We start from the raw sequence: 18801 nt of genomic DNA on the forward strand, positions 1-18801 counted from the left end.
CACTGCAGCCGGATATGTCGGCTACGGACCGATGGCACGAGCAGTTGAGGACTTTGGTCCCTCATCGACAGTGAGAGGGCGGCAGATCTCAACCGGGGATACTGTGGACACATGAGCGCAGAGGACCGCAACATCGTCGTCGGTGTCGACGGATCAGACAGCTCCAAGTCCGCGGTGCGGATGGCAGCCCAAATGGCCGGCGAACGTGGGCTGAAACTGAAGATCATCCACGCGCTCGACTTCGCTCCACATGGGTTCGGCAGTCCTTATTTGGATTCAGCAGGCTCGTACGAATGGGTCGAGGCGACCGGCAAGGAGGTTCTGGCAGAGGCGCACGAGCTCGCATTCGCCGTCGACCCCGGTATCGACATCGACACCGAGTATTCCGTCGGTAGCAGCAGCCAATGGCTCGTCGACGAGTCCGCGGGTGCTCGCTTGGTGGTGGTCGGTGCCTCGGGATCGGGGACGGCCTCGACCGCATTACTCGGTAACACGGCGATCAACGTCACCTCCCACGCGCAATGCCCAGTGCTCGTAGTCCGAGGTGAAGCCCATCCCGACGGTCCCGTAGTTGTCGGTGTGGACGGCAGTCCCAACAGTGAAAGCGCGATCTCCGTGGCCTACCAGGAGGCGTCACTACGAAGCGCCCAACTCGTGGCGGTCCATGCTTGGAGCGATCTCCGGTCGACTGTCTTCGAGGACCCCCGTGCGGCCGCACTGGTGCCGGACAATCTCGAGGGCAAGGACTCTGCCGTGCTGGCCGAGAGCCTTGCCGGGTGGCAAGAACAATACCCGGATGTGCAGGTCAACCGTAAGGTGTACGTCGACAGTCCGCGAGAGCGCCTACTCGAATGGTCGAAGACGGCGCAGCTACTGGTGGTGGGGAGCAGGGGCCGCGGCGGGTTCAAAGGGTTGCTGCTCGGGTCGACGAGCAACACTCTGGTCGGTGGCGCTCACTGCCCCGTCATTGTTGTCCGGCCTGCACGCCAATGATGTGATTGGCAGAAGTAGTGTTCTGGTTCACCAGCAACAGCTTGCAGGGCAACATGAGGATTGGGGAACGACGTGCGTATAGGTATGAGCCTGAACTACAGCGGCGGTTTCGCCGAGACGGCTGAAGAAGTCACCGACCTGGAGAAAGCCGGGCTGGACATCGTGTTCGTGCCCGAGGCCTATTCGTTCGACGCAGTCAGTCAGATCGGTTACCTCGCCGCCAAGACTTCGAGACTCGAGCTCGCATCGGGCATCTTTCAGATCTACACCCGCACGCCGAGCCTGACGGCCATGACCGCGGCCGGCCTCGACTTCGTGTCGAATGGGCGCTTCGTCATGGGTCTCGGCGCATCCGGACCGCAGGTGATCGAGGGTTTTCACGGCGTCAAGTACGACGCACCGCTCGGACGTACGCGAGAGATCATCGACATCTGCCGTCAGGTGTGGCGCCGCGAGAAGGTTGAGCACCAGGGCAAGTACTACCAGGTCCCGTTGCCGGCCGAGAAGGGTACGGGTCTGGGCAAGCCCCTGAAGATCATCAACCGCCCTGTGCGTGAGAACATCCCGATCGTCATCGCCTCGCTGGGGCCGAAGAACGTGGAGATGACGGCCGAAATCGCGGAGGGTTGGGAGCCCATCTTCTACCACCCGGAGAAGGCCGCGAGCGTATGGGGCGAATCCCTGGCCAAGGGCAAGGCGAAGCGCGATCCGAGTCTCGGGGAATTGCAGGTTTACGCCTCTCCAGCGCTTGCCATCGGGGACGACGTCGATCACATGCTGGACTGGGTGCGGCCAACCCTGGCTCTGTACATCGGTGGCATGGGTGCCAGGGGCAAGAACTTCTACAACGATCTCGCGGTCCGTTACGGCTACGAAAAGGAAGCCGCGACCATCCAGGACCTGTACCTGTCGGGAAAGAAGTCCGAGGCAGCGGCGGCGGTGCCCGACGAAATGGTTCGGGCCGTGTCCCTGATCGGCCCGGAAAGCTACGTGGCCGAGCGTGTGGCCGCCTTCAAGGAGTCCGGGGTCACCACGCTCACCGTCGCGCCCCTTGCAGCCGACAAGGCGGGTCGTGTCGAGCTGATCGAGAAGCTTCGCCAGATCTGCGGGTAGCTCCGCATCCTCAACGTGATGCTCGGCCGAAACCAGGAAGGGTGACCATGACCGGAATCAAGCCGATCGTCGTAGGTGTCGACGGATCCGAGTCCGCCAATGCTGCAGTGGCATGGGCTGCCCGGGCAGCTGTTGCGATGTCTCTCCCGTTACACATCGTGACTGTGGTGCACATTGCCGCCTTCTACTACAGCCAGCCGTATCTGGCGGAGAGCTTCAAAGAGGAACTCGAGGACACAGCCAACGCTCGGTTGGGCAGTGCGCGCTTGCACGCCAAGCAGACGGTGGACGAACCTCTGGACATTCACACCGAACGGCACGAGGGCAAGGTGACTCAGACGCTCATCGACCTCTCCGCCTCCGCGCACATGATGGTGCTCGGTTCACGCGGCCACGGAGAGTTCACCGGTCTGCTGGTCGGTTCGGTCACCTCCGCGGTCGCTGCACACTCGCAGTCTCCGCTGGTGGTCGTCCGAGGCCGCACCATGGACGGGCAGCCGCCGACCGAGGGTCCGATCGTGGTCGGTGTCGACGGCTCCGAAAATAGCAAGGTTGCACTGGAGAGGGCGTTCGAGCAGGCCTCAGCTCGGTCGGCGAGCCTCGTCGCGGTCAATGTGTGGAGTGACGTCAGTGTTCAGCCTTCCTTGGGTGCAAGCCCCGACGATCCACTGTGGAGCGGAATCCAGACCGGTGAGGAAGTTGTCCTTTCGGAGCTCCTCGCCGGATTCCAGGAGCGTTACCCGGATGTCCCGGTCGAACGAGTGGTTGCGCGCGACCGGCCGGTTCGGGTGCTCAGCGAGTACGCGGAGAAGGCGCAATTGGTCGTGGTCGGGAGCCGCGGTCGGGGTGGTTTCAGAGGAATGCTTCTGGGGTCCACCAGCAATGCGTTGCTTCACACCGCCGACTGCCCCGTGATGATTGTTCGGCAAAAGTAGCGTTCGGACGGATCTGGGCCGGTGAATGGGCCGTCACCGCTTGCCGGTGACGGCCCATTCACAATGCGGTCGGACTGTACGCCAAAGCGACCCTGTCAGAGGGCCGCGATCCGTTCACCGCGGCGCGCTTCACGCGCGAGCGCACGGTCTCGCGACTGCTCGAAACGAGTGGCTTTGTCTTCCAACGTATGCAGGAACCCGGCCAATTCTTCGCGATACCGTTCGCCATCAGGACCGAAATCGTCGCGCTGGAATATGTCCCATTTGCGGAGCACAGGAAGAACCACATCGTCGAGGTGCTGGCGAAGATCGTAGATGCTGCCCTTCGCGATCAGGACCGCATTGCGGCGGAAGTTCTGCATTTTGGCGCCCGGCATCTGAAAATTGCTCAACACCTTGTAGATCGCAGCGATCGTCTGGTCGGGGGAGAGGTCCAGGGCTGCGCCGACGATGTTTCGGTAGAACATCATGTGCAGATTTTCGTCCGCCGCTACCCGCGCGAGCATCCTGTCTGCGATCGGATCTCCACAAGCTTTGCCGGTGTTCCGATGGGAAACCCGGGTGGCTAGTTCCTGGAACGTCACGTAGGACACGGAATCGAGCATCGACCCACCACCCACCTCGAAACCTTGCGTCATGTGGTCCATTCGAGCGTTTTCGAGAGCTACCGGGTCGACTCCTCGTGTTACGACCAGATAGTCCCGCATCACGACCGAATGCCTGTTCTCTTCTGCCGTCCAGCGGCCCACCCATGTCCCCCAGGCGCCGTCGCGGGAGAAATTCTGGGCGATTTCGCGGTGATACGCCGGCAAATTGTCTTCGGTCAGCAGATTGGTAATCATTGCTGCTCTTGCGGTCTCGCTGAGTTTGGATTGCTCCGGATCCCAGTCGATGCCGCTGAGCGCCGCGAAGTTGCTGCCGTCATCCCAAGGCACGTAGTCGTGAGGATTCCAATCCTTACTCATCGACAGATGCCGGTTGACGTTCTCCTCGGCGACACCTTCGAGCTCATGCAGTAGTTCACGGTCGGTAAGTTCGCGGTTTGCCATGACACTCCCGTTTCTGTTCTGTCAGTACCCGGTTCGAAGGATCAGCTGTGGATGGCTCGACAAGTTCAGTCGCTGGGCCAATCTTTGCGCCGAATCTTCGATGCGCAGCGGGTGCGAGAAGATGGAGGCGCTGAGTCGGGCGTCGACTGCGGTCAGCCATGCCCGCTCGACTGCTATACCGGTGCGTAGCAGATCGATCGGCTCTGGGGTGTTCGAGGAGAAGATCAGGACGGTCTCACTCTCGATGGCTTCGGCGAGTCCCACCGAGTCGGAGACCTCGCGGGTCATGACCTGCTGACATGCTCCGATGGATTCACGATCGAACGTCAGCTGGTCCGAGGCCCACGGGAAGATGTCGCGCTTGTGGCACGGATCGCGGCGAATGCGGTCCGCCGAGTAGAGCAGCACGTCAGCCAACGCAGGTGCCTCGTCCGGGGCGAGCAGTGTTGTGGCGACCCCGTCGATGCGCGCGGCGGCGACGATGTCGCCGATCGTCGCGGCGGGAACCGGGATATCGGCAAACGCCTCACGATGGCTCCGTCGACGCGCGAGCGCGGAGAACAGTCGTAGGTCGGTGCTCGATGCCGATGTCGAACCGACCGTGCGGATGGTTGCGAGAAGGTCAGGTTGTCTTGGATCGGGTAGAAGGTCCGTCTCGATCTTCCTGCCAAGCGCGTGCAATGCGAGTTCTACGTTCGCGATACTGGTACCGCACGAGATCACCCGATCGGCGCGTGGTGCGTCCACGAGTCCGGATTCATTCGCGAACTCCGTGCGCTCGCGGATTTCGGCGCACGTGCCGTCCAGCCGCAAATTCCACGGTTGCGCACCGTGGACGGAAGGTGCTGAGAGGATGGCGCGGGAGACTACGTCGATGTCCCCTGGCGACCAATCGCCCATCGCGACCTCCGCATGTGGTGTCCGGATCTGCTCCCGCAGACATCGTCCCTCTGGAGATCGCGGCGGCGCGTGGGTCGAAGGTCCCGAATGAGTCTGGGAGAGGTCCCCGAAACGTGTGGGTACAGTGCGAAGGGGTGGTTCGGTTCGACGACTAGGTGACGGAGGATGCAGATGACCACTGGGGTGTTCGTGGTCGACGACCACGAGATCGTGCGACGAGGACTGGTCGATCTGCTCGGTAGCGTTCCCGATCTCGAGGTAGTGGGGGAGGCCGCCTCTGTCGGCGAGGCGATGGCTCGCATACCGGGTAGCGGTGCCGACGTCGCTGTGCTCGACGTCCGACTGCCCGATGGCAACGGTGTGGAGTTGTGTCGTGACCTCCGGGCAGCGTTGCCGGAGATGCGGTGCCTGATGCTCACGTCGTACGCGGATGACGAGGCGTTGTTCGATGCCATCATGGCCGGCGCGTCCGGTTTCGTGCTCAAGCAGATCCTTGGGACCGACCTCGTGTCGGCCGTCCGGACCGTAGGGGAGGGTGGGTCGCTGCTCGACAGTCGGGCGACGTCCGCGCTGATGAACCGGATCAGGTCCGAGCGCCGGGACGATCCGTTGGAGGAGCTTTCCGAGCAGGAACGAGCGGTGTTCGAATTGATCGGCGAGGGAATGACCAATCGGGAGATCGCAGAGCGGCTCTTCCTCGCGGAGAAGACGGTCAAGAATTACGTCTCACGGCTGCTGGCCAAGCTCGGGATGCAGCGACGTACCCAGGCGGCAGTGCTGGCTACCGAACTACGCGGCCAGCGCTGAGTTCTTGCCTCACGGCAGTTGAATTCGTGCCTCACGGCGGTTGAACTCGTGCCTAACGGCGGTTGAATTCGTGCCTCACGGCAGCGGCACCCGCCATGTCACGATTGTTCCGGAGCCTCGATCGTCGATGGTGCAGGTGCCGCCGCAGTGCTCGGCACGCCGTTCGAGATTGTCCAGGCCACTACGCGAAGTGGCACCGGTGATTCCGATACCGTCGTCGGTCACCGTGATCGTGAAGTCGTCCCCGGCGACAACCGACACGTCGATCGTTTTCGCGCGTGCGTGCCGCAGCACGTTGGTGAGGGCTTCCCGTAGGACCGCCTCCGCATGCTGGTGGATTTGGGCGGGCACGAGAGTGTCGATTGCGCCGGAGAACTGGACGTTGGGAGCTAGTGAAGACTGTGCGGTGAGGTCACCGATCACGTCGAGGAGGCGGCGGCGCAAACTGGTTGCCGATGCGACACCAGAGGCATGAAGATCGAAGATGGTGGTGCGGATCTCGCGCACCGTGCGGTCCAGTTGCTCGACAGCTGTTGTCACGATGGACCGGACTTCTTCCGGAACGTCGCCGATCCCGTGGGTGCTCTGCAGGCTCATGCCCGTGGCGAAGAGCCGCTGAATCACGTTGTCGTGCAGATCACGAGCGATCCGATCGCGGTCGGCGAGCACGGACAGCAAACGCTGCTTGCTCTGGTGGTCGGCGAACTCCACCGCGATCGCGGCCAGATCGGCCACCGATTCGAGTCTGGCGACCTCGTCGGGATCCCACGGTGCGTTGCCGCGGGCAGTCACGACGAGCACACCACCGACGCCCGACGCCGTCGAAAGCGGCAGTACTGCGGCACGGCCGGCTTCTCGGGAAAACGGTGCGAAACCGTCGAGGCCCGTCAGCAGGGCGGGCGTGCGGGAGTGTTGTACCTCGGCGAGTGGTTCGGATCGTACAGCGCTCCGGAAGGCGTTGTTCAGTGGACGTGCTGCGGTATCCGTACTGTCGACGGCATTGTCTTCGAGTGTGTCGACTACGGCTCCGTCGCCGACAGTGAGAAGGATGAACACCTCTTCACCGCTGGATAATTCGCGTACCTGGCAGGCGAGCGTGCGTAGAGTCTCGTCACGCGACCTGCCTACCAGTAGCCGTGACGTGATCGATGCGACGGCCGACAACCACCGCTCCCGCGTCCGGATTTCCTCGAAGAGCCGGGCATTTTCGACTGCTACTCCGGCCGACGTCGCCAGTGCGCGGAGTATTACCTCGTCTTCGTCGGTGAATTCCGGTCCACTCAATTTCTCGGTGAGATAGATGCTGCCGAATACCTTCCCCCGCATCATGATCGGCACACCCAGGAAGCTCTTCATCGGTGGGTGGTTGGGCGGGAATCCGATTGACGCCGGATGCTCGGCAAGATTGGCGATCCGGACAGGGTGGGGGTCGTCGATCAGCAGTCCGAGCAGCCCGTGACCTTCTGGGAGGTGACCCATCAGCGCGCGCTCCTCCGGCGTGATGCCTTCGTACACGAACTCCGACAGGCCGCCGTCGGGGGCGCGGACACCGAGGGCGCCGTACCGTGCCTCCAAAAGGGACGTGGCCGACTTGACGATGCGTTGCAGGGTCGAGTCCAATTCGAGCCCCGACCCAACTACCAGAACTGCCTCGAACAGCCGCTGAAGACTCTTGCGGGTTGGGACCACGTCGGCTGGTTCCTCGCCGAACTCGCTGATCCGAGCCGCGTGCTCGTCATCTGGTCCCATGTCTGCAGCATAGGTGGTCAGTGAGGTCCCGTGGCTGGTGTCGTCCTTGTTGCGGTCACGTCACAGAGTCGGTGGACAGTTGATCCGCCCACCACCCCGCCCAACGCTCCTCGAGTTCGGCCCACTCCTCGTCGTCGAGGCCGTAGGCGCCGAGCAAGATTTGCACGCCGCTGCCAGGCCGAGTCGGGCAGGCACGTTGTTCGCCGAACGCCAGCAAGCCCGGGCCGAGGTCTTCGACGGTCACCACCGTCTGATGATCATTGTCGAAGAAGACGACACCGCTCAGCAGGTCACCTGTGCTTGCGACGATTCTGAAACGGTCACCTGTCTTCATGTCCGCGATCTCGTCGAGCCCCAACAGCTGTCGGGCTGAGCTGTCCTCGGCGACGGATCCTCGGAGCAACATTGTCCGGCGGTCGGCGAGTCCGTGCCACTCGATGCCGAACTTGAGGAATTGCAAGAATGTGGCCCACGCCTGCGTGATGTCGTCGTAGCGATCCGCCGCGACGGGGTCGCTGCCTCGAGGTGCGCGATTGATTCTCACGAGGGTGGTGCCCTCGTGTTCGTGGAGGCTGAAGCGGTCTCCACTGGCCAGATGGAGGATGCGGGCGTCGGCGTCCTCGCTTGTCACACCGTCGAGGAAGATCTGCCTGATCTCGTCCTCGAGACCTTCGTGGTTCCAGCTGTACCAACGCCTGATCAGCGACGGATTACGCAATGCAGGCCACACCACGAACGGTGCCGCGACCACCGACACTTCGATCAGCTGCGGGGATTCGGTCATCGCTTCTCCTGAATCTCCCGGGCGTTCGATTAGGTGAGCGTCCGGTCCGTGTCGGCCCGTTCTTCGTTACATCGCGACCGTGAGCAGGAACGCGACGTCCTCCAGCGCCTCTACGCTGTGTCGCTGCGCGGGCACGACCAGGAAGTCTCCGGTGGAGCCTTTCCATACGTCCTCGCCGGACACGAGGTTCAGCTTGCCGCTGAGGATGAAGAGCGTCGCTTCGCCGGGGCTTTCGTGCTCGGCCATCTTCTGACCCGCGACCAGTGCGATGACGGTCTGTCGGAGGCTGCGCCGGTGCCCGCCGTAGACGGTCTGCGAACTGCGGCCGCTGGAAGTCCCACCCGCCAACTTCAGTTGCTGACGGGCAAGGGCGGTCAGTGACTTCTTGTCCATGAGGTGATTATGGCCCACTGCGCACACCGTCGCCCGTTGAACGGGCAACGGTACACGGGGACGTCTCGACCTGCATTTCGGGCGATCGAGCCGAAACCGGCTACGGCCGATCGCTCGTGGGGGATGCCCGCGTGTAGAAGACTCGGCGGTAACGTGTTCCGTTCTTGGCGGACTTGCACCACTCGCCCGTGTCGTTCGTGCGCCAAGTGTCGTCGATCGGGGGCGCCCAAGTGTCCCCGTCTGTCGTGATGCCCACCTCGGTGACCACGATATCGGTGGCAAAAGGCATTGCCGCCGTGTAGATCTGGGCTCCACCGATGACGCAGACATTATCGTCGGTGAGTGCGAGCGCGGTCTCGATGCTGTCGACCACCTCAGCGCCGTCGGCCGTCCAGTCGCGGTTACGAGTGACCACGATGTTCCGGCGTCCGGGCAGCGGTCGGAATCGCGGCGGCAGCGAGTCCCACGTAATACGGCCCATGATCACCGGGTGGCCATATGTGACCTCCCTGAAGAACGCCATGTCCTCGGGGATGTTCCACGGTATGCCGCTGGCCCGACCGATGACGCCTCCCTCGGATTGAGCCCAGATCAGGGTGACACGACGGGCCGCCACTAGATTGCCACCGGTGCCTTGATGGCAGGATGGTGTCGGTAGTCGACGATCTCCACGTCGTCGAAGGTGTAGTCGAAGATCGAATCTCGCTTGTTCAGCTTCAGCGTCGGGTACGGCAGCGCTTCACGGCTCAGCTGCTCGGTGACTTGGTCCACGTGGTTGTTGTAGATGTGGCAGTCACCCCCGGTCCAGATGAAATCACCCGGTTCGAGTTCAGCTTGCTGCGCCACCATGTGAGTGAGCAGCGCGTAGCTCGCAATGTTGAACGGCACACCGAGGAACAGATCGGCGCTGCGTTGGTATAGCTGGCACGACAGCCTGCCGTCCGCTACGTAGAACTGGAAGAACGCGTGGCACGGCGCCAGCGCCATCTGTGGGATGTCGCTGACGTTCCATGCCGAAACGATGAGGCGGCGTGAGTCGGGATCGGACTTCAGGGTTTCCAGGACCTGGGTGATCTGGTCGATGTGATCGCCCGAAGGGGTCGGCCAGCTTCGCCACTGGACGCCGTAGACGGGGCCGAGTTCGCCGTCCGGGTTTGCCCACTCGTCCCAGATCGTCACGCCGTTGTCCTGAAGCCAGCGCACGTTGGAGTCGCCGCGCAGGAACCACAGCAGCTCGTAGATGATCGACTTCAGGTGCACCTTCTTGGTGGTGATCAGCGGAAACCCCTCTGCGAGATTCCAGCGCATCTGATGACCGAAGATGCTCTTCGTGCCGGTGCCGGTGCGGTCGGACTTGGGGACGCCGGTAGCCATGACAAGTCGGAGTAGGTCTTCGTACGGGGTCGGCACAGTCACTGCGCCAGTCTAGGCGGCGCCTCGCGCCCATGCGCCCTGCCGGTGCGGAAGCAATCGAGAATGTCGGATGGCGTTAGCCTTCGCTTCATGCGTGAACTCTTCGTGATCGGAATAGGTGCAGGTGACCCAGACCAGGTGACCGTGCAGGCGATCAAGGCGATGAACAAGGCCGACGTGTTCTTCGTCCTCGGCAAAGGCCGTGAAAAGCAAGATCTGGTGGATCTACGAGCCCGGATCCTGGCCGAGCACGTCACGCGCCCCTACCGGGTGGTCACGATTACCGATCCGCCACGAGACCGGGCCCCGTCCGACTACGAGGCAGTGGTCGACGACTGGCACGAGCGCCGGGCGACTCTGTTCGAGGCGGAGTTCGCAGCCGAACCCGGCGTGGGCGCGATCCTCGTGTGGGGAGATCCCTCTCTCTACGACAGCACGCTGCGGATCGTCGACCAGGTACTGGCGCGCGGCAAGGTGTCGTTCGAGTACTCGGTGATTCCCGGTGTCACCAGCGTGCAGTCGCTCGCTGCTCAGCACCGGATCGTGCTGAACCGGATCGGTGAACCGATTCACGTCACCACCGGACGGCGGTTGGCCGAAGGTCTTCCCGACGGCGTCGACAACGCGGTGGTGATGCTCGACGCCCACTGCACGTTCACGCAGGTTCCCGGCGACGACGTACAGATCTGGTGGGGTGCATACCTCGGTACTCCCGACGAGGTGCTCGTCTCGGGCAACCTGCGGGAGGTCGAGGGCGAGATCCAGCGGATCCGAGCCGAATTGCGCGAACGCAAGGGCTGGATCATGGACACGTACCTGATTCGCAGGTAGACGATGCGACAAATGCGCGGAAGCGCACTATGCCACCTGATCCGTCGTTAACCTGAAAGCATGCCCGAACTGCCCGAAGTGGAGGCGTTGGCCGAGTTCTTGCGCGAACATGCGGCGGGAGCGGTGGTCGGGCGGGTGGATGTGGCGGCGATGAGCGTGCTGAAGACCTTCGATCCGCCGATCACGGCGTTGCAGGGTCGTGACGTGACAGGGGCAGCCCGGTTCGGCAAGCATCTCGCGCTCGATTGCGACGGGTTGTGGCTGGTCGCGCACCTCTCACGTGGCGGCTGGCTGCGTTGGACGGATAGCCCTTCGGCTGCGCAGCCCAAACCGGGAAAGGGCCCCCTCGCATTGCGCGTCCATCTGTTCACCGCCGAAGGTGGGGCGCCGGCGTTCGATCTCACCGAGGCAGGTACCAAGAAGAGACTCGCGGTGTGGGTGGTGCGCGACCCGCGAGAGGTGGAGGGGATCGCTCGTCTCGGACCCGACGCCTTGGCCGTCACCGAACCCGAATTCGCGGCGATTCTTCGGAACACTCCGTCTCGTATCAAGAATGCGCTTGTCGACCAGAGTGTGCTCGCGGGCGTCGGAAATGCATACTCCGACGAAATGCTACACACTGCAAAGGTTTCCCCCTTCGCGATCGGGAGATCACTCCCTGAGGGTCAGGTGCACGTGCTGTACGACGCGATGCGAACGGTGCTCACCGATGCGGTGGAGCGGTCGGTGGGTCAGGATGCGGCTCGGCTGAAGGGGGAGAAGCGATCCGGGATGCGAGTCCACGCCCGGACGGGCCTTCCCTGTCCGGTATGTGGTGACACAGTCCGAGAAGTGGCGTTCGCCGAGAAGTCATTTCAGTATTGCCCCACGTGTCAGACCAGTGGCAAGGTACTCGCCGATCGTCGAATGTCGCGATTGCTCAAGTAGTGGACATCCTGCGCCGCCACAGTCAGCGTCGAACGTCCTCGGTGTGCAGAGGCAGTTCCAGATCGGCCCGTGTGGGCAGTCCTTCACAGTCTCCGGGAACGGTGACTGCGAGGGCCCCGACCTGGATGGCCGTGCGTATGCGTTCTTCGGCCGGTGCACCTCTGAGGTGTTCGGCGAGGTAGCCGGCAACGAAGGCATCGCCGGCGCCGACGGTGTCGACGACATCGACCGGCATCGCGTCCATCTGATGGAATTCGCCGTCGATCACCGCCGTGCACCCACGGGATCCAGCCTTGATGATGGCTTCGGCGGGGCCAAGTGCGGCCAGTGCCCGCCCGAGACCTGCGTCGGTTTCGGTGGCAGGGGCATCCTCGCCGAGGACCAGGCGGGCTTCTTCGGGTCCGGCGAAGACGATGTCGCTGTGCTCGACCAGGCGGCGAAGCACGGGCGCGGCGGCGTCTGCGCCCCAGAGCTTGCTGCGATAGTTGACGTCAATGGAAACGAGAATGCCTGCAGCCTTGGCGATCTCGACTGCAGCGGTCACGGTGTCGGCAGCGGATTGACTGAGGGCCGGGGTGATTCCGGTGACGTGCAGGATCCGGGCCTTCCGGATGTCGTCCTGGGGGATATCGGTGGGATGCATTGCAGCAGCAGCACTCTGGTAACGGTGGTAGTCGATGTGGGCTACGTGAGCAAAGCGATGGTGCTTGATCATCAGCCCGGTCGGGCGTTGATCGCGGATCGCTACCGTGGTGATCTGCTCGGCCACTAGCCGGCGTTCGATCATGTCGCCGGTCGCGTCTCGGCCTATCCGGCCGAACCAGGTCACCGATCCGCCGAGGCGGGCGACACCAATGGCGACGTTGGACTCGGCGCCGCCGATGCCGTAGCGGAACTGCCTGGACAGCTCGAGCGGCCCGACGTTCTCCGCGGTGAGAAGACCCATGGTTTCCCCGAACGTGATCATTCGGTGACCTTTTCGCGCTCCCTTATCGGTGTAGAGCGAAGTGGCAGTGTGAGGTTGTGTCATGGCGCCGTCCTCGGGCTGATTTCACCGGTCCCAGAAGACATCGTAGCCATGGATTCAACCCGTTGGTCCGATATTGAATTGTCAAGTATATCCGAGTTGTTGACCATAGAAAGATCAAAACCAGTTGTACACCAACATGATTCGAGTGAAGGAATGCTCGGATCCCACGTCAATAGTGGCGCTAGCAGGGAAAACCTGGAATCATTGAGGCAGTTGGACATTTCAGACAACTCTCCCTGAAGGGAGGAATGACCCATGAATAGGAAGGCGAACTTAATTCTGGGTCCCTGCGCCGCCGTTGCGCTTGGCCTGAGCGGATACGGGAGTGCGAACGCGTCCGAGTCCTCGACGGTCAGTTACGAGGGCTCCGGGAGCGTGACTAGTGTCGAGTTCATCTCCGACATGACCGAGAGCGAACGCACCCTCGCGGGATTGGATCGAATGACCAACAGAGGGTCCGTCGGCCCTAGCAGTTTTGGCGGCAGTTCCGGTGACCGCATTCGCGATCTCGGCAGTTCCGACAGAACCCGCGACCTCGGCAGTTCCGGTGACCGCATTCGCGATCTCGGCAGTTCCGACAGAACCCGCGATCTCGGCAGTTCTGGCAACAGGCCTGGCGACAGACCTGGAGACGGAATGCGCGATGACGACCGGATCCGTGACGAACTGATACTCGATGAGGCACTGATAATCGACGAGGTCGGGCCAGGTAACCCGAACTTCTACCAGAGGACATGTGAGCGGGCGACTTGGCCGCAACAGTGGGCAGAAGCTTGGTGCGATGGATGGTGGACCCTGCAGTGACGGGACCTCAGCTACGTCGAGTAGCTACCGGGCTCCCGCGTCAGCGCCGCAGCGATACCAACGTCGGGCGTTCGCGCCCATGACGGCGGGGAAGCCGGTGCCTACGGCGTCGGCAATGATGTCTATATCGCTGTCCTGGAACACTCTTCGGGAACGACTGCCCGGAAGGTCTGTACCGAACATCAGAGCCTCAGGATTGACTGCGTGGATCTGACTCAGTACACCACCGACGTTTTCGATGGTGGTCCGGCCGAATCCGGTGGCCTTCACCCGGGCACCCCGATCCACCAGATCGAGCAAGTACGGCAAGCCTCGGGTCGACATACCGAGGTGGTCGATGCAGACAGCGGGCAGTTTGGCGAACACTGGCTCGAGTGACAGCAACAACGTTGCGTCTACGTAGAACTCGGCGTGCCAGCCTGCCAGTTCGTAGGCCCGCAAAGCCTGCTGGGTGAGAAGTTTCAGGTCGGTTGCGGTGCGGCGGAGATTGAACCGTACGGCCCGGACCCCGGCGCGGTCGAGGTCGAGGATGCACTCGTCAGTGACATCGGGTTCGAGTTGCGCGACACCCACCCAGCTCGGACCCAGTTCTTCCAGCGCCGCCAGCAGATAGCTCTGGTCGGTGCCTTGGTATGAGGCCGTAACCACAGCCCCTCCATCGACTCCGAGGCCCTCCACACGCGCCCGGTAGTCGGCGATGGTGAAGTGCTCGGGCAGATAGCCGTAGTTCTCGAAAACCGGGAACCTGGGATCGATGATGTGAACGTGGGCGTCAAACACGACTCATATCCTGCCTTGTGCGAAGATCTGGCGACGGCTATCGAGCGATAACCCGTGGATCCCGGCACCGCGAACTCGTCAAAGGACCCGCCCACAGTATTGCGCGCCGGTCTGTTCGTTTCGTCTGAAACGGCGTAGGGAACCTCTTCAGGCAAGAGGTTCCCTACGCCGTTTCCAGGTGCTCAGGCCTGGCCAGGTTGGCTGGCCTTGAGCATGTCCTCGCGCTCGACGACCTTGATTCTCTCGCGACCCTCCGGCTCGCCCAGGCTGCGCTCGTGCGCATCGAGGCGGTACCAGCCCTGCCAGGTGGTGTATGGAATCTGCCTGTCTTCCAGGAAGGCGATGATCGCGTCCTCTCCGGGGTCGGCGGGTTCGGCGAACCCGGGCCGGTCCTCGAGGAGGTTGGCGACGGTCTCATTGGCGTCGCCCTTCGTGTGGCCGATCAAGCCCACGGGGCCGCGCTTGATCCAGCCGGTGACGTAGGTGGCGGGCATGAATCGGGCGGTTCCCGTGGCGGTGTCGTCGATGATTACGCGTCCTGCCTCGTTCGGGACGGTGCCTGCCTGATCGTCGAACGGAAGCTTGGCGATATTTTGCGACAGGTAGCCCACTGCGCGGTAGACAGCCTGGACGTCCCAGTCATTGAACTTGCCGGTGCCCTTGACGTTGCCGGTGCCATCGAGCTGTGTGCGTTCGGTTCGCAGCCCTACGACCTTGCCGTCCTGCCCGAGCACCTCAGCGGGCGACTCGAAGAAGTGCAGGAACAGCTTGTGCGGCCGGTTGCCGACATCGCGGATGGCCCAGTCCTGCAGGGTGTTGGCGACCATGTCGACCTGCTTGGAGTTGCGACGGGCTTGCTCCGAGCCTTCGTCGTAGTCGATGTCCTCGGGGTCGACGATGACCTCGATGGTCGGGGAGTGGTCGAGTTCACGCAGTTCGAGGGGGGTGAACTTGGCCTGTGCCGGGCCACGGCGGCCGAAGACGTGAACCTCGAGCGCCTTGTTCGCCTTGAGGCCCGCGTAGACGTTGGCGGGGATGTCCGTCGGGAGCAATTCGTCGCCGGTCTTGGCGAGTACCCGGGCGACGTCGAGTGCAACGTTGCCGACGCCGAGGACGGCGACCTTCTCGGCATGGAGCGGCCAATCGCGCGGGACGTCGGGGTGGCCGTCATACCAGGAAACGAAGTCGGCGGCTCCGTAGCTCCCGTCGAGGTCGATGCCCGGGATGTTGAGTGCACGGTCGGCGTTGGCGCCGGTGGAGAAAATGACCGCGTCATAGAATCTGTGCAAGTCATCGAGGGTAATGTCGCTGCCGTAGTCGATGTTGCCGAGCAGGCGCACCTGCGGCTTGTCGAGCACCTTGTGCAGGGCGGTGACGATGCCTTTGATGCGCGGGTGATCAGGCGCGACGCCGTACCGGATCAGGCCGAAGGGTGCGGGCATACGCTCGAAGAGATCGATGCTGATCCCGCCTTCAGACGCGGCATCGGATTTCATGAGTGCGTCAGCTGCATAGATGCCGGCGGGGCCGGCACCGACGATCGCTACGCGCAACGGACGTGTCTGATCAGTCATCTGGAGCGAACTACCTTCTGATGGGCGGACAACGAAACCTCAAACTAGTTAAGCCCAGCCTAATCGGGTGGCCGAGGGTGTTGCAGACGAGGGGCACACCGATTGTGGGGGCAGACGCGCGCCGTGGGTAGCAGCCTCGACGTTGTGGAGTCACAAATCCAACTTGTAGCGGCTGCTCGTTACTCTCGAGGCACGCCAACATTCGAAAGGAAGTCATGTCTGATTCGAGCGGATCACCGAACGGTGCGGGGGACGGGGACGATCCGGTGGATCCCCGCCGTGTGACGGCGACGCCGTTCATCGCCGCAGTCGCCTCTGTCGTCGTAATCCTGCTCATCATCGTCGTGTCCGGCTGGCTCTCGCCTGCAGAGGAAAACGTCACGCAAGCGGATCGCATCAGCCGGACGGTTGCGGACTTCATCCAGGCACACAACAACAACGACACCGACCTGCAAGAGTCGCTCACCTGCTCGTCCTGGTCCGACGGCCGGTCGGTACTCAGCGGGAGGGAAGGCGAGATCACACTGCAACAGGTGGAATCGTCCGAGATCAACGGCGACCGGGGTCGGGCCGTGGTTCGGATCAGCGCGGATGACGCTGAGGGCGAGACGACCGATACATGGCAGTTGACGCGGGTCGACGGCGACTGGCTGATCTGTGACTGAACCGACTCCAAGAGCGTCCCGGCCAAGGGTATGGCAATCTGACATGGTGAGTTACTCGGGCGACATAACCCCGGAGCGCGCGTGGGAGCTGCTTCGTGACAATCCCGGCGCTGCGCTGGTAGACGTGCGGACGGACGCCGAATGGAAATATGTCGGTGTTCCCGACATTTCCTCGCTCGGGCGGCAGACCCTGTTGATCGAATGGGTCACCTACCCGGCAGGCGCGCGCAACGACAAGTTCGTGGATCAATTGAAGGAGGCCGGGGTCACGGGTGGCGAGAATGCCCCGGTGCTCTTTCTCTGCAGGTCCGGCCAGCGGTCCATCGGTGCGGCGGAAGCCGCGACGGCGGCGGGCATCCGCCCGTCGTACAACGTGCTCGACGGTTTCGAAGGCGCGTTGGACGCCGAAGGTCATCGTGGAGCGGAAGGTTGGCGGGCGAGGGGCCTGCCTTGGAGGCAGTGGTGAATGCAATTCCCCAAGGTGGTTCATTCCACAAGCCGTTGCCGGACGGCGTCGGCCGGGGCACGCTCAGCGTGCGCGGTGGAACGCTCCGATCCGGTTTCGAGGAGACATCCGAAGCGATCTTCCTGAATTCCGGCTTCGTCTTCGAGAGCGCGGGGGCAGCCGAGGCATCTTTCACCGGTGACATCGATCATTTCGTCTACTCGCGGTACGGCAATCCGACCGTAAAGATGTTCGAGGAGCGGTTGCGCCTGATCGAGGGCGCCGAGGCGTGCTTCGCCACCGCCAGCGGCATGTCGGCGGTGTTCACTGCACTCGGTGCACTACTGAAGGCCGGTGACCGCCTCGTCGCCGCGCGTAGCCTGTTCGGCTCCTGCTTCGTGGTGTGCAACGAGATCCTGCCCCGATGGGGTGTGGAGACCGTGTTCGTCGACGGTGAAGACCTCGACCAGTGGGAGCAGGCGTTGTCGGTGCCGACGACGGCCGTGTTCTTCGAGACGCCGGCGAACCCGATGCAGACACTCGTCGACGTGGTGCGCGTCACCGAACTCGCACACGCGGCGGGCGCAAAGGTGGTGCTGGACAACGTCTTCGCGACGCCGATATTGCAGGACAGCTTCGATCTCGGCGCCGACGTCGTGGTGTACTCGAGCACGAAGCACATCGACGGACAGGGCCGTGTGCTCGGCGGGGCGATCCTCGGGTCGAAAGAGTACATCGAGGGCCCGGTGCAGGAACTCATGCGCCACACGGGACCGGCGCTGAGCCCGTTCAATGCGTGGGTGCACCTCAAAGGTCTCGAGACGCTGCCGATCCGGGTCCGCCATTCTGTTGCCTCGGCGCTCGAGATCGCACAGTTCCTCGAAGACCATTCCGCTGTCGCCTGGGTCAAGTACCCCTTCCTCGAGTCGCACCCGCAGCACGAACTCGCAAAAAGGCAGATGAGCGGTGGCGGCACCGTCGTCACCTTCGCGTTGAACGCACCGGAGAGCGAAGCGAAGAAGCGGGCGTTCGAACTGCTCGACGCCCTGCGGGTGGTCAACATCTCCAACAACCTCGGCGACGCCAAGTCGCTCGTGACGCATCCGGCCACCACCACCCATCGAGCGATGGGTCCGGAAGGTCGTGCAGCAGTGGGCATCACCGATGGCGTCATCCGAATATCCGTGGGTCTAGAGGACACCGAAGACTTGGTGTCGGATCTGTCGCAGGCACTCGGCTAGAGGTCGAGGCTCGTATCCGGTCCGACCGCGCTGAGGCGTGTGGCGGTGGCTCGGTCCTGGGTGTCGTAGCGATGCGCACACTCGATGATGATGGCCGATAGTCTGGAAATGTTGTGCTGCAGCAGTTCCCGCCGGGTATCGAGGTATGAGGTGAACTCGCCGAACGCGACAGATGAGGAGTTCGTCCACGCTGTGTGGGAGTCTGAGACGGCCCTGTCGGTGGCAGTCAGCCATGTGGAAGCGTCGTCGAACAGAGCGTCCAGCTGCGCGGATGCCGTCCGCAGCGCGATAGCGTCGACCTCGATGGAGTTCATCTTCGCCCCTTCGTGTTCGTGGCTGGGGCGCACGTCCCCGAGTGCATTGTCGGC

General features: G+C 62.9%; 21 protein-coding genes. 10 read left to right on the plus strand and 11 right to left on the minus strand.

Features of this window, described 5'->3' with window-relative positions; genetic code table 11:
- The first annotated feature begins 111 nt into the window (after window positions 1-111).
- The 3 genes from AB0I57_RS14735 (at window position 112) to AB0I57_RS14745 (ending at window position 3041) form a co-directional block, all read left to right on the plus strand.
- Entirely contained in the window at window positions 112-993 is an 882-nt protein-coding gene (locus tag AB0I57_RS14735; RefSeq protein ID WP_358336292.1) for a universal stress protein, read from the plus strand.
- Window positions 994-1065: 72 nt separating this feature from the next.
- Complete coding sequence (locus tag AB0I57_RS14740; protein ID WP_358336295.1) at window positions 1066-2106, plus strand: LLM class F420-dependent oxidoreductase; 1041 nt, start codon at window positions 1066-1068, stop codon at window positions 2104-2106.
- A gap of 47 nt (window positions 2107-2153) precedes the next feature.
- A complete protein-coding gene (locus AB0I57_RS14745) occupies window positions 2154-3041 on the plus strand; it encodes a universal stress protein (RefSeq protein WP_358336298.1) in 888 nt (295 codons plus the stop codon).
- Window positions 3042-3136: 95 nt separating this feature from the next.
- On the opposite strand, the gene AB0I57_RS14750 is transcribed toward AB0I57_RS14745, so the two are convergent.
- A complete protein-coding gene (locus AB0I57_RS14750) occupies window positions 3137-4090 on the minus strand; it encodes an acyl-ACP desaturase (RefSeq protein WP_358336301.1) in 954 nt (317 codons plus the stop codon).
- Window positions 4091-4111: 21 nt separating this feature from the next.
- Window positions 4112-4990, minus strand: a complete 879-nt coding sequence (locus AB0I57_RS14755) for a nitroreductase family protein (protein WP_358336305.1) — start codon at window positions 4988-4990, stop codon at window positions 4112-4114.
- Window positions 4991-5161: 171 nt separating this feature from the next.
- Here AB0I57_RS14755 and AB0I57_RS14760 point away from each other — a divergent pair, with 171 nt between their 5' ends.
- The gene (locus tag AB0I57_RS14760; RefSeq protein ID WP_358336308.1) at window positions 5162-5797 is read left to right on the plus strand and encodes a response regulator transcription factor; all 636 of its coding nucleotides are present in this window, start codon (window positions 5162-5164) and stop codon (window positions 5795-5797) included.
- Window positions 5798-5872: 75 nt separating this feature from the next.
- Here AB0I57_RS14760 and AB0I57_RS14765 read toward each other — a convergent pair whose 3' ends face one another.
- The 5 genes from AB0I57_RS14765 to AB0I57_RS14785 form a co-directional block, all read right to left on the minus strand.
- A complete protein-coding gene (locus AB0I57_RS14765) occupies window positions 5873-7546 on the minus strand; it encodes a GAF domain-containing protein (RefSeq protein ID WP_358336310.1) in 1674 nt (557 codons plus the stop codon).
- 55 nt (window positions 7547-7601) lie between these two features.
- Window positions 7602-8330 (minus strand): hypothetical protein, encoded by a 729-nt coding sequence (locus AB0I57_RS14770; protein ID WP_358336313.1) that lies wholly within the window; start codon window positions 8328-8330, stop codon window positions 7602-7604.
- Between the two features lie 66 nt (window positions 8331-8396).
- A complete protein-coding gene (locus AB0I57_RS14775) occupies window positions 8397-8723 on the minus strand; it encodes a cupin domain-containing protein (RefSeq protein WP_358336316.1) in 327 nt (108 codons plus the stop codon).
- A 100-nt stretch (window positions 8724-8823) separates the two neighbouring features.
- A complete protein-coding gene (locus AB0I57_RS14780; RefSeq protein WP_358336319.1) occupies window positions 8824-9339 on the minus strand; it encodes a dihydrofolate reductase in 516 nt (171 codons plus the stop codon).
- Window positions 9339-10139 carry a thymidylate synthase gene (locus AB0I57_RS14785; RefSeq protein WP_358336322.1) on the minus strand — a complete coding sequence of 267 codons (801 nt, stop codon included), beginning with the start codon at window positions 10137-10139 and terminating at the stop codon, window positions 9339-9341. Before AB0I57_RS14785 ends, AB0I57_RS14780 begins: the two co-directional genes overlap by 1 nt.
- An 87-nt stretch (window positions 10140-10226) precedes the next feature.
- Between AB0I57_RS14785 and cobF the strand changes: the two genes are divergently transcribed.
- On the plus strand, window positions 10227-10967 hold the full coding sequence (gene cobF / locus AB0I57_RS14790; RefSeq protein ID WP_358336325.1) for a precorrin-6A synthase (deacetylating): 741 nt from the start codon (window positions 10227-10229) through the stop codon (window positions 10965-10967).
- Window positions 10968-11027: 60 nt separating this feature from the next.
- On the plus strand, window positions 11028-11894 hold the full coding sequence (locus AB0I57_RS14795; RefSeq protein ID WP_358336328.1) for a DNA-formamidopyrimidine glycosylase family protein: 867 nt from the start codon (window positions 11028-11030) through the stop codon (window positions 11892-11894).
- Window positions 11895-11916: 22 nt separating this feature from the next.
- Here AB0I57_RS14795 and AB0I57_RS14800 read toward each other — a convergent pair whose 3' ends face one another.
- The gene (locus tag AB0I57_RS14800) at window positions 11917-12924 is read right to left on the minus strand and encodes a sugar kinase (RefSeq protein WP_358336331.1); all 1008 of its coding nucleotides are present in this window, start codon (window positions 12922-12924) and stop codon (window positions 11917-11919) included.
- A gap of 255 nt (window positions 12925-13179) precedes the next feature.
- Here AB0I57_RS14800 and AB0I57_RS14805 point away from each other — a divergent pair, with 255 nt between their 5' ends.
- Window positions 13180-13728: a hypothetical protein gene (locus AB0I57_RS14805; RefSeq protein ID WP_358336334.1), complete on the plus strand. Its 549-nt coding sequence runs from the start codon at window positions 13180-13182 to the stop codon at window positions 13726-13728.
- A gap of 24 nt (window positions 13729-13752) precedes the next feature.
- Here the strand turns inward: AB0I57_RS14805 and AB0I57_RS14810 are convergent, their stop codons facing one another.
- Window positions 13753-14508 (minus strand): amidohydrolase family protein, encoded by a 756-nt coding sequence (locus tag AB0I57_RS14810; RefSeq protein WP_358336337.1) that lies wholly within the window; start codon window positions 14506-14508, stop codon window positions 13753-13755.
- A gap of 182 nt (window positions 14509-14690) precedes the next feature.
- Window positions 14691-16082: an FAD-dependent oxidoreductase gene (locus tag AB0I57_RS14815; protein WP_358336339.1), complete on the minus strand. Its 1392-nt coding sequence runs from the start codon at window positions 16080-16082 to the stop codon at window positions 14691-14693.
- A 215-nt stretch (window positions 16083-16297) separates the two neighbouring features.
- Between AB0I57_RS14815 and AB0I57_RS14820 the strand changes: the two genes are divergently transcribed.
- Genes AB0I57_RS14820 through AB0I57_RS14830 form a run of 3 tightly spaced genes read left to right on the plus strand, consistent with a single transcriptional unit; the run spans window position 16298 to window position 18433 of the window.
- Window positions 16298-16747, plus strand: a complete 450-nt coding sequence (locus AB0I57_RS14820) for a hypothetical protein (RefSeq protein ID WP_358336342.1) — start codon at window positions 16298-16300, stop codon at window positions 16745-16747.
- 46 nt (window positions 16748-16793) lie between these two features.
- On the plus strand, window positions 16794-17213 hold the full coding sequence (locus tag AB0I57_RS14825) for a rhodanese-like domain-containing protein (RefSeq protein WP_358336463.1): 420 nt from the start codon (window positions 16794-16796) through the stop codon (window positions 17211-17213).
- On the plus strand, window positions 17210-18433 hold the full coding sequence (locus AB0I57_RS14830; RefSeq protein WP_358336345.1) for an O-succinylhomoserine sulfhydrylase: 1224 nt from the start codon (window positions 17210-17212) through the stop codon (window positions 18431-18433). Before AB0I57_RS14825 ends, AB0I57_RS14830 begins: the two co-directional genes overlap by 4 nt.
- On the opposite strand, the gene AB0I57_RS14835 is transcribed toward AB0I57_RS14830, so the two are convergent.
- Entirely contained in the window at window positions 18430-18747 is a 318-nt protein-coding gene (locus AB0I57_RS14835) for a type VII secretion target (protein ID WP_358336348.1), read from the minus strand. The two genes, AB0I57_RS14830 and AB0I57_RS14835, sit on opposite strands and share 4 nt — an antisense overlap.
- Between the last annotated feature and the right edge of the window lie 54 nt (window positions 18748-18801).

It is taken from the genome of Rhodococcus sp. NPDC049939, assembly GCF_040656415.1.
In the GTDB taxonomy this organism is placed as follows: Bacteria; Actinomycetota; Actinomycetes; order Mycobacteriales; family Mycobacteriaceae; genus Rhodococcus_F.

Excerpts from the sequence above, each read along its gene's own strand:
- AB0I57_RS14735 (WP_358336292.1), top strand. The coding sequence starts at position 112 with ATGAGCGCAGAGGACCGCAACATCGTCGTCGGTGTCGACGGATCAGAC.
- AB0I57_RS14755 (WP_358336305.1), bottom strand. The coding sequence starts at position 4,990 with ATGGGCGATTGGTCGCCAGGGGACATCGACGTAGTCTCCCGCGCCATC.
- cobF (WP_358336325.1), top strand. The coding sequence starts at position 10,227 with ATGCGTGAACTCTTCGTGATCGGAATAGGTGCAGGTGACCCAGACCAG.
- AB0I57_RS14795 (WP_358336328.1), top strand. The coding sequence starts at position 11,028 with ATGCCCGAACTGCCCGAAGTGGAGGCGTTGGCCGAGTTCTTGCGCGAA.
- AB0I57_RS14745 (WP_358336298.1), top strand. The coding sequence starts at position 2,154 with ATGACCGGAATCAAGCCGATCGTCGTAGGTGTCGACGGATCCGAGTCC.
- AB0I57_RS14770 (WP_358336313.1), bottom strand. The coding sequence starts at position 8,330 with ATGACCGAATCCCCGCAGCTGATCGAAGTGTCGGTGGTCGCGGCACCG.
- AB0I57_RS14765 (WP_358336310.1), bottom strand. The coding sequence starts at position 7,546 with ATGGGACCAGATGACGAGCACGCGGCTCGGATCAGCGAGTTCGGCGAG.
- AB0I57_RS14750 (WP_358336301.1), bottom strand. The coding sequence starts at position 4,090 with ATGGCAAACCGCGAACTTACCGACCGTGAACTACTGCATGAGCTCGAA.
- AB0I57_RS14805 (WP_358336334.1), top strand. The coding sequence starts at position 13,180 with ATGAATAGGAAGGCGAACTTAATTCTGGGTCCCTGCGCCGCCGTTGCG.
- AB0I57_RS14815 (WP_358336339.1), bottom strand. The coding sequence starts at position 16,082 with ATGACTGATCAGACACGTCCGTTGCGCGTAGCGATCGTCGGTGCCGGC.
- AB0I57_RS14775 (WP_358336316.1), bottom strand. The coding sequence starts at position 8,723 with ATGGACAAGAAGTCACTGACCGCCCTTGCCCGTCAGCAACTGAAGTTG.
- AB0I57_RS14835 (WP_358336348.1), bottom strand. The coding sequence starts at position 18,747 with ATGAACTCCATCGAGGTCGACGCTATCGCGCTGCGGACGGCATCCGCG.
- AB0I57_RS14820 (WP_358336342.1), top strand. The coding sequence starts at position 16,298 with ATGTCTGATTCGAGCGGATCACCGAACGGTGCGGGGGACGGGGACGAT.
- AB0I57_RS14800 (WP_358336331.1), bottom strand. The coding sequence starts at position 12,924 with ATGACACAACCTCACACTGCCACTTCGCTCTACACCGATAAGGGAGCG.
- AB0I57_RS14760 (WP_358336308.1), top strand. The coding sequence starts at position 5,162 with ATGACCACTGGGGTGTTCGTGGTCGACGACCACGAGATCGTGCGACGA.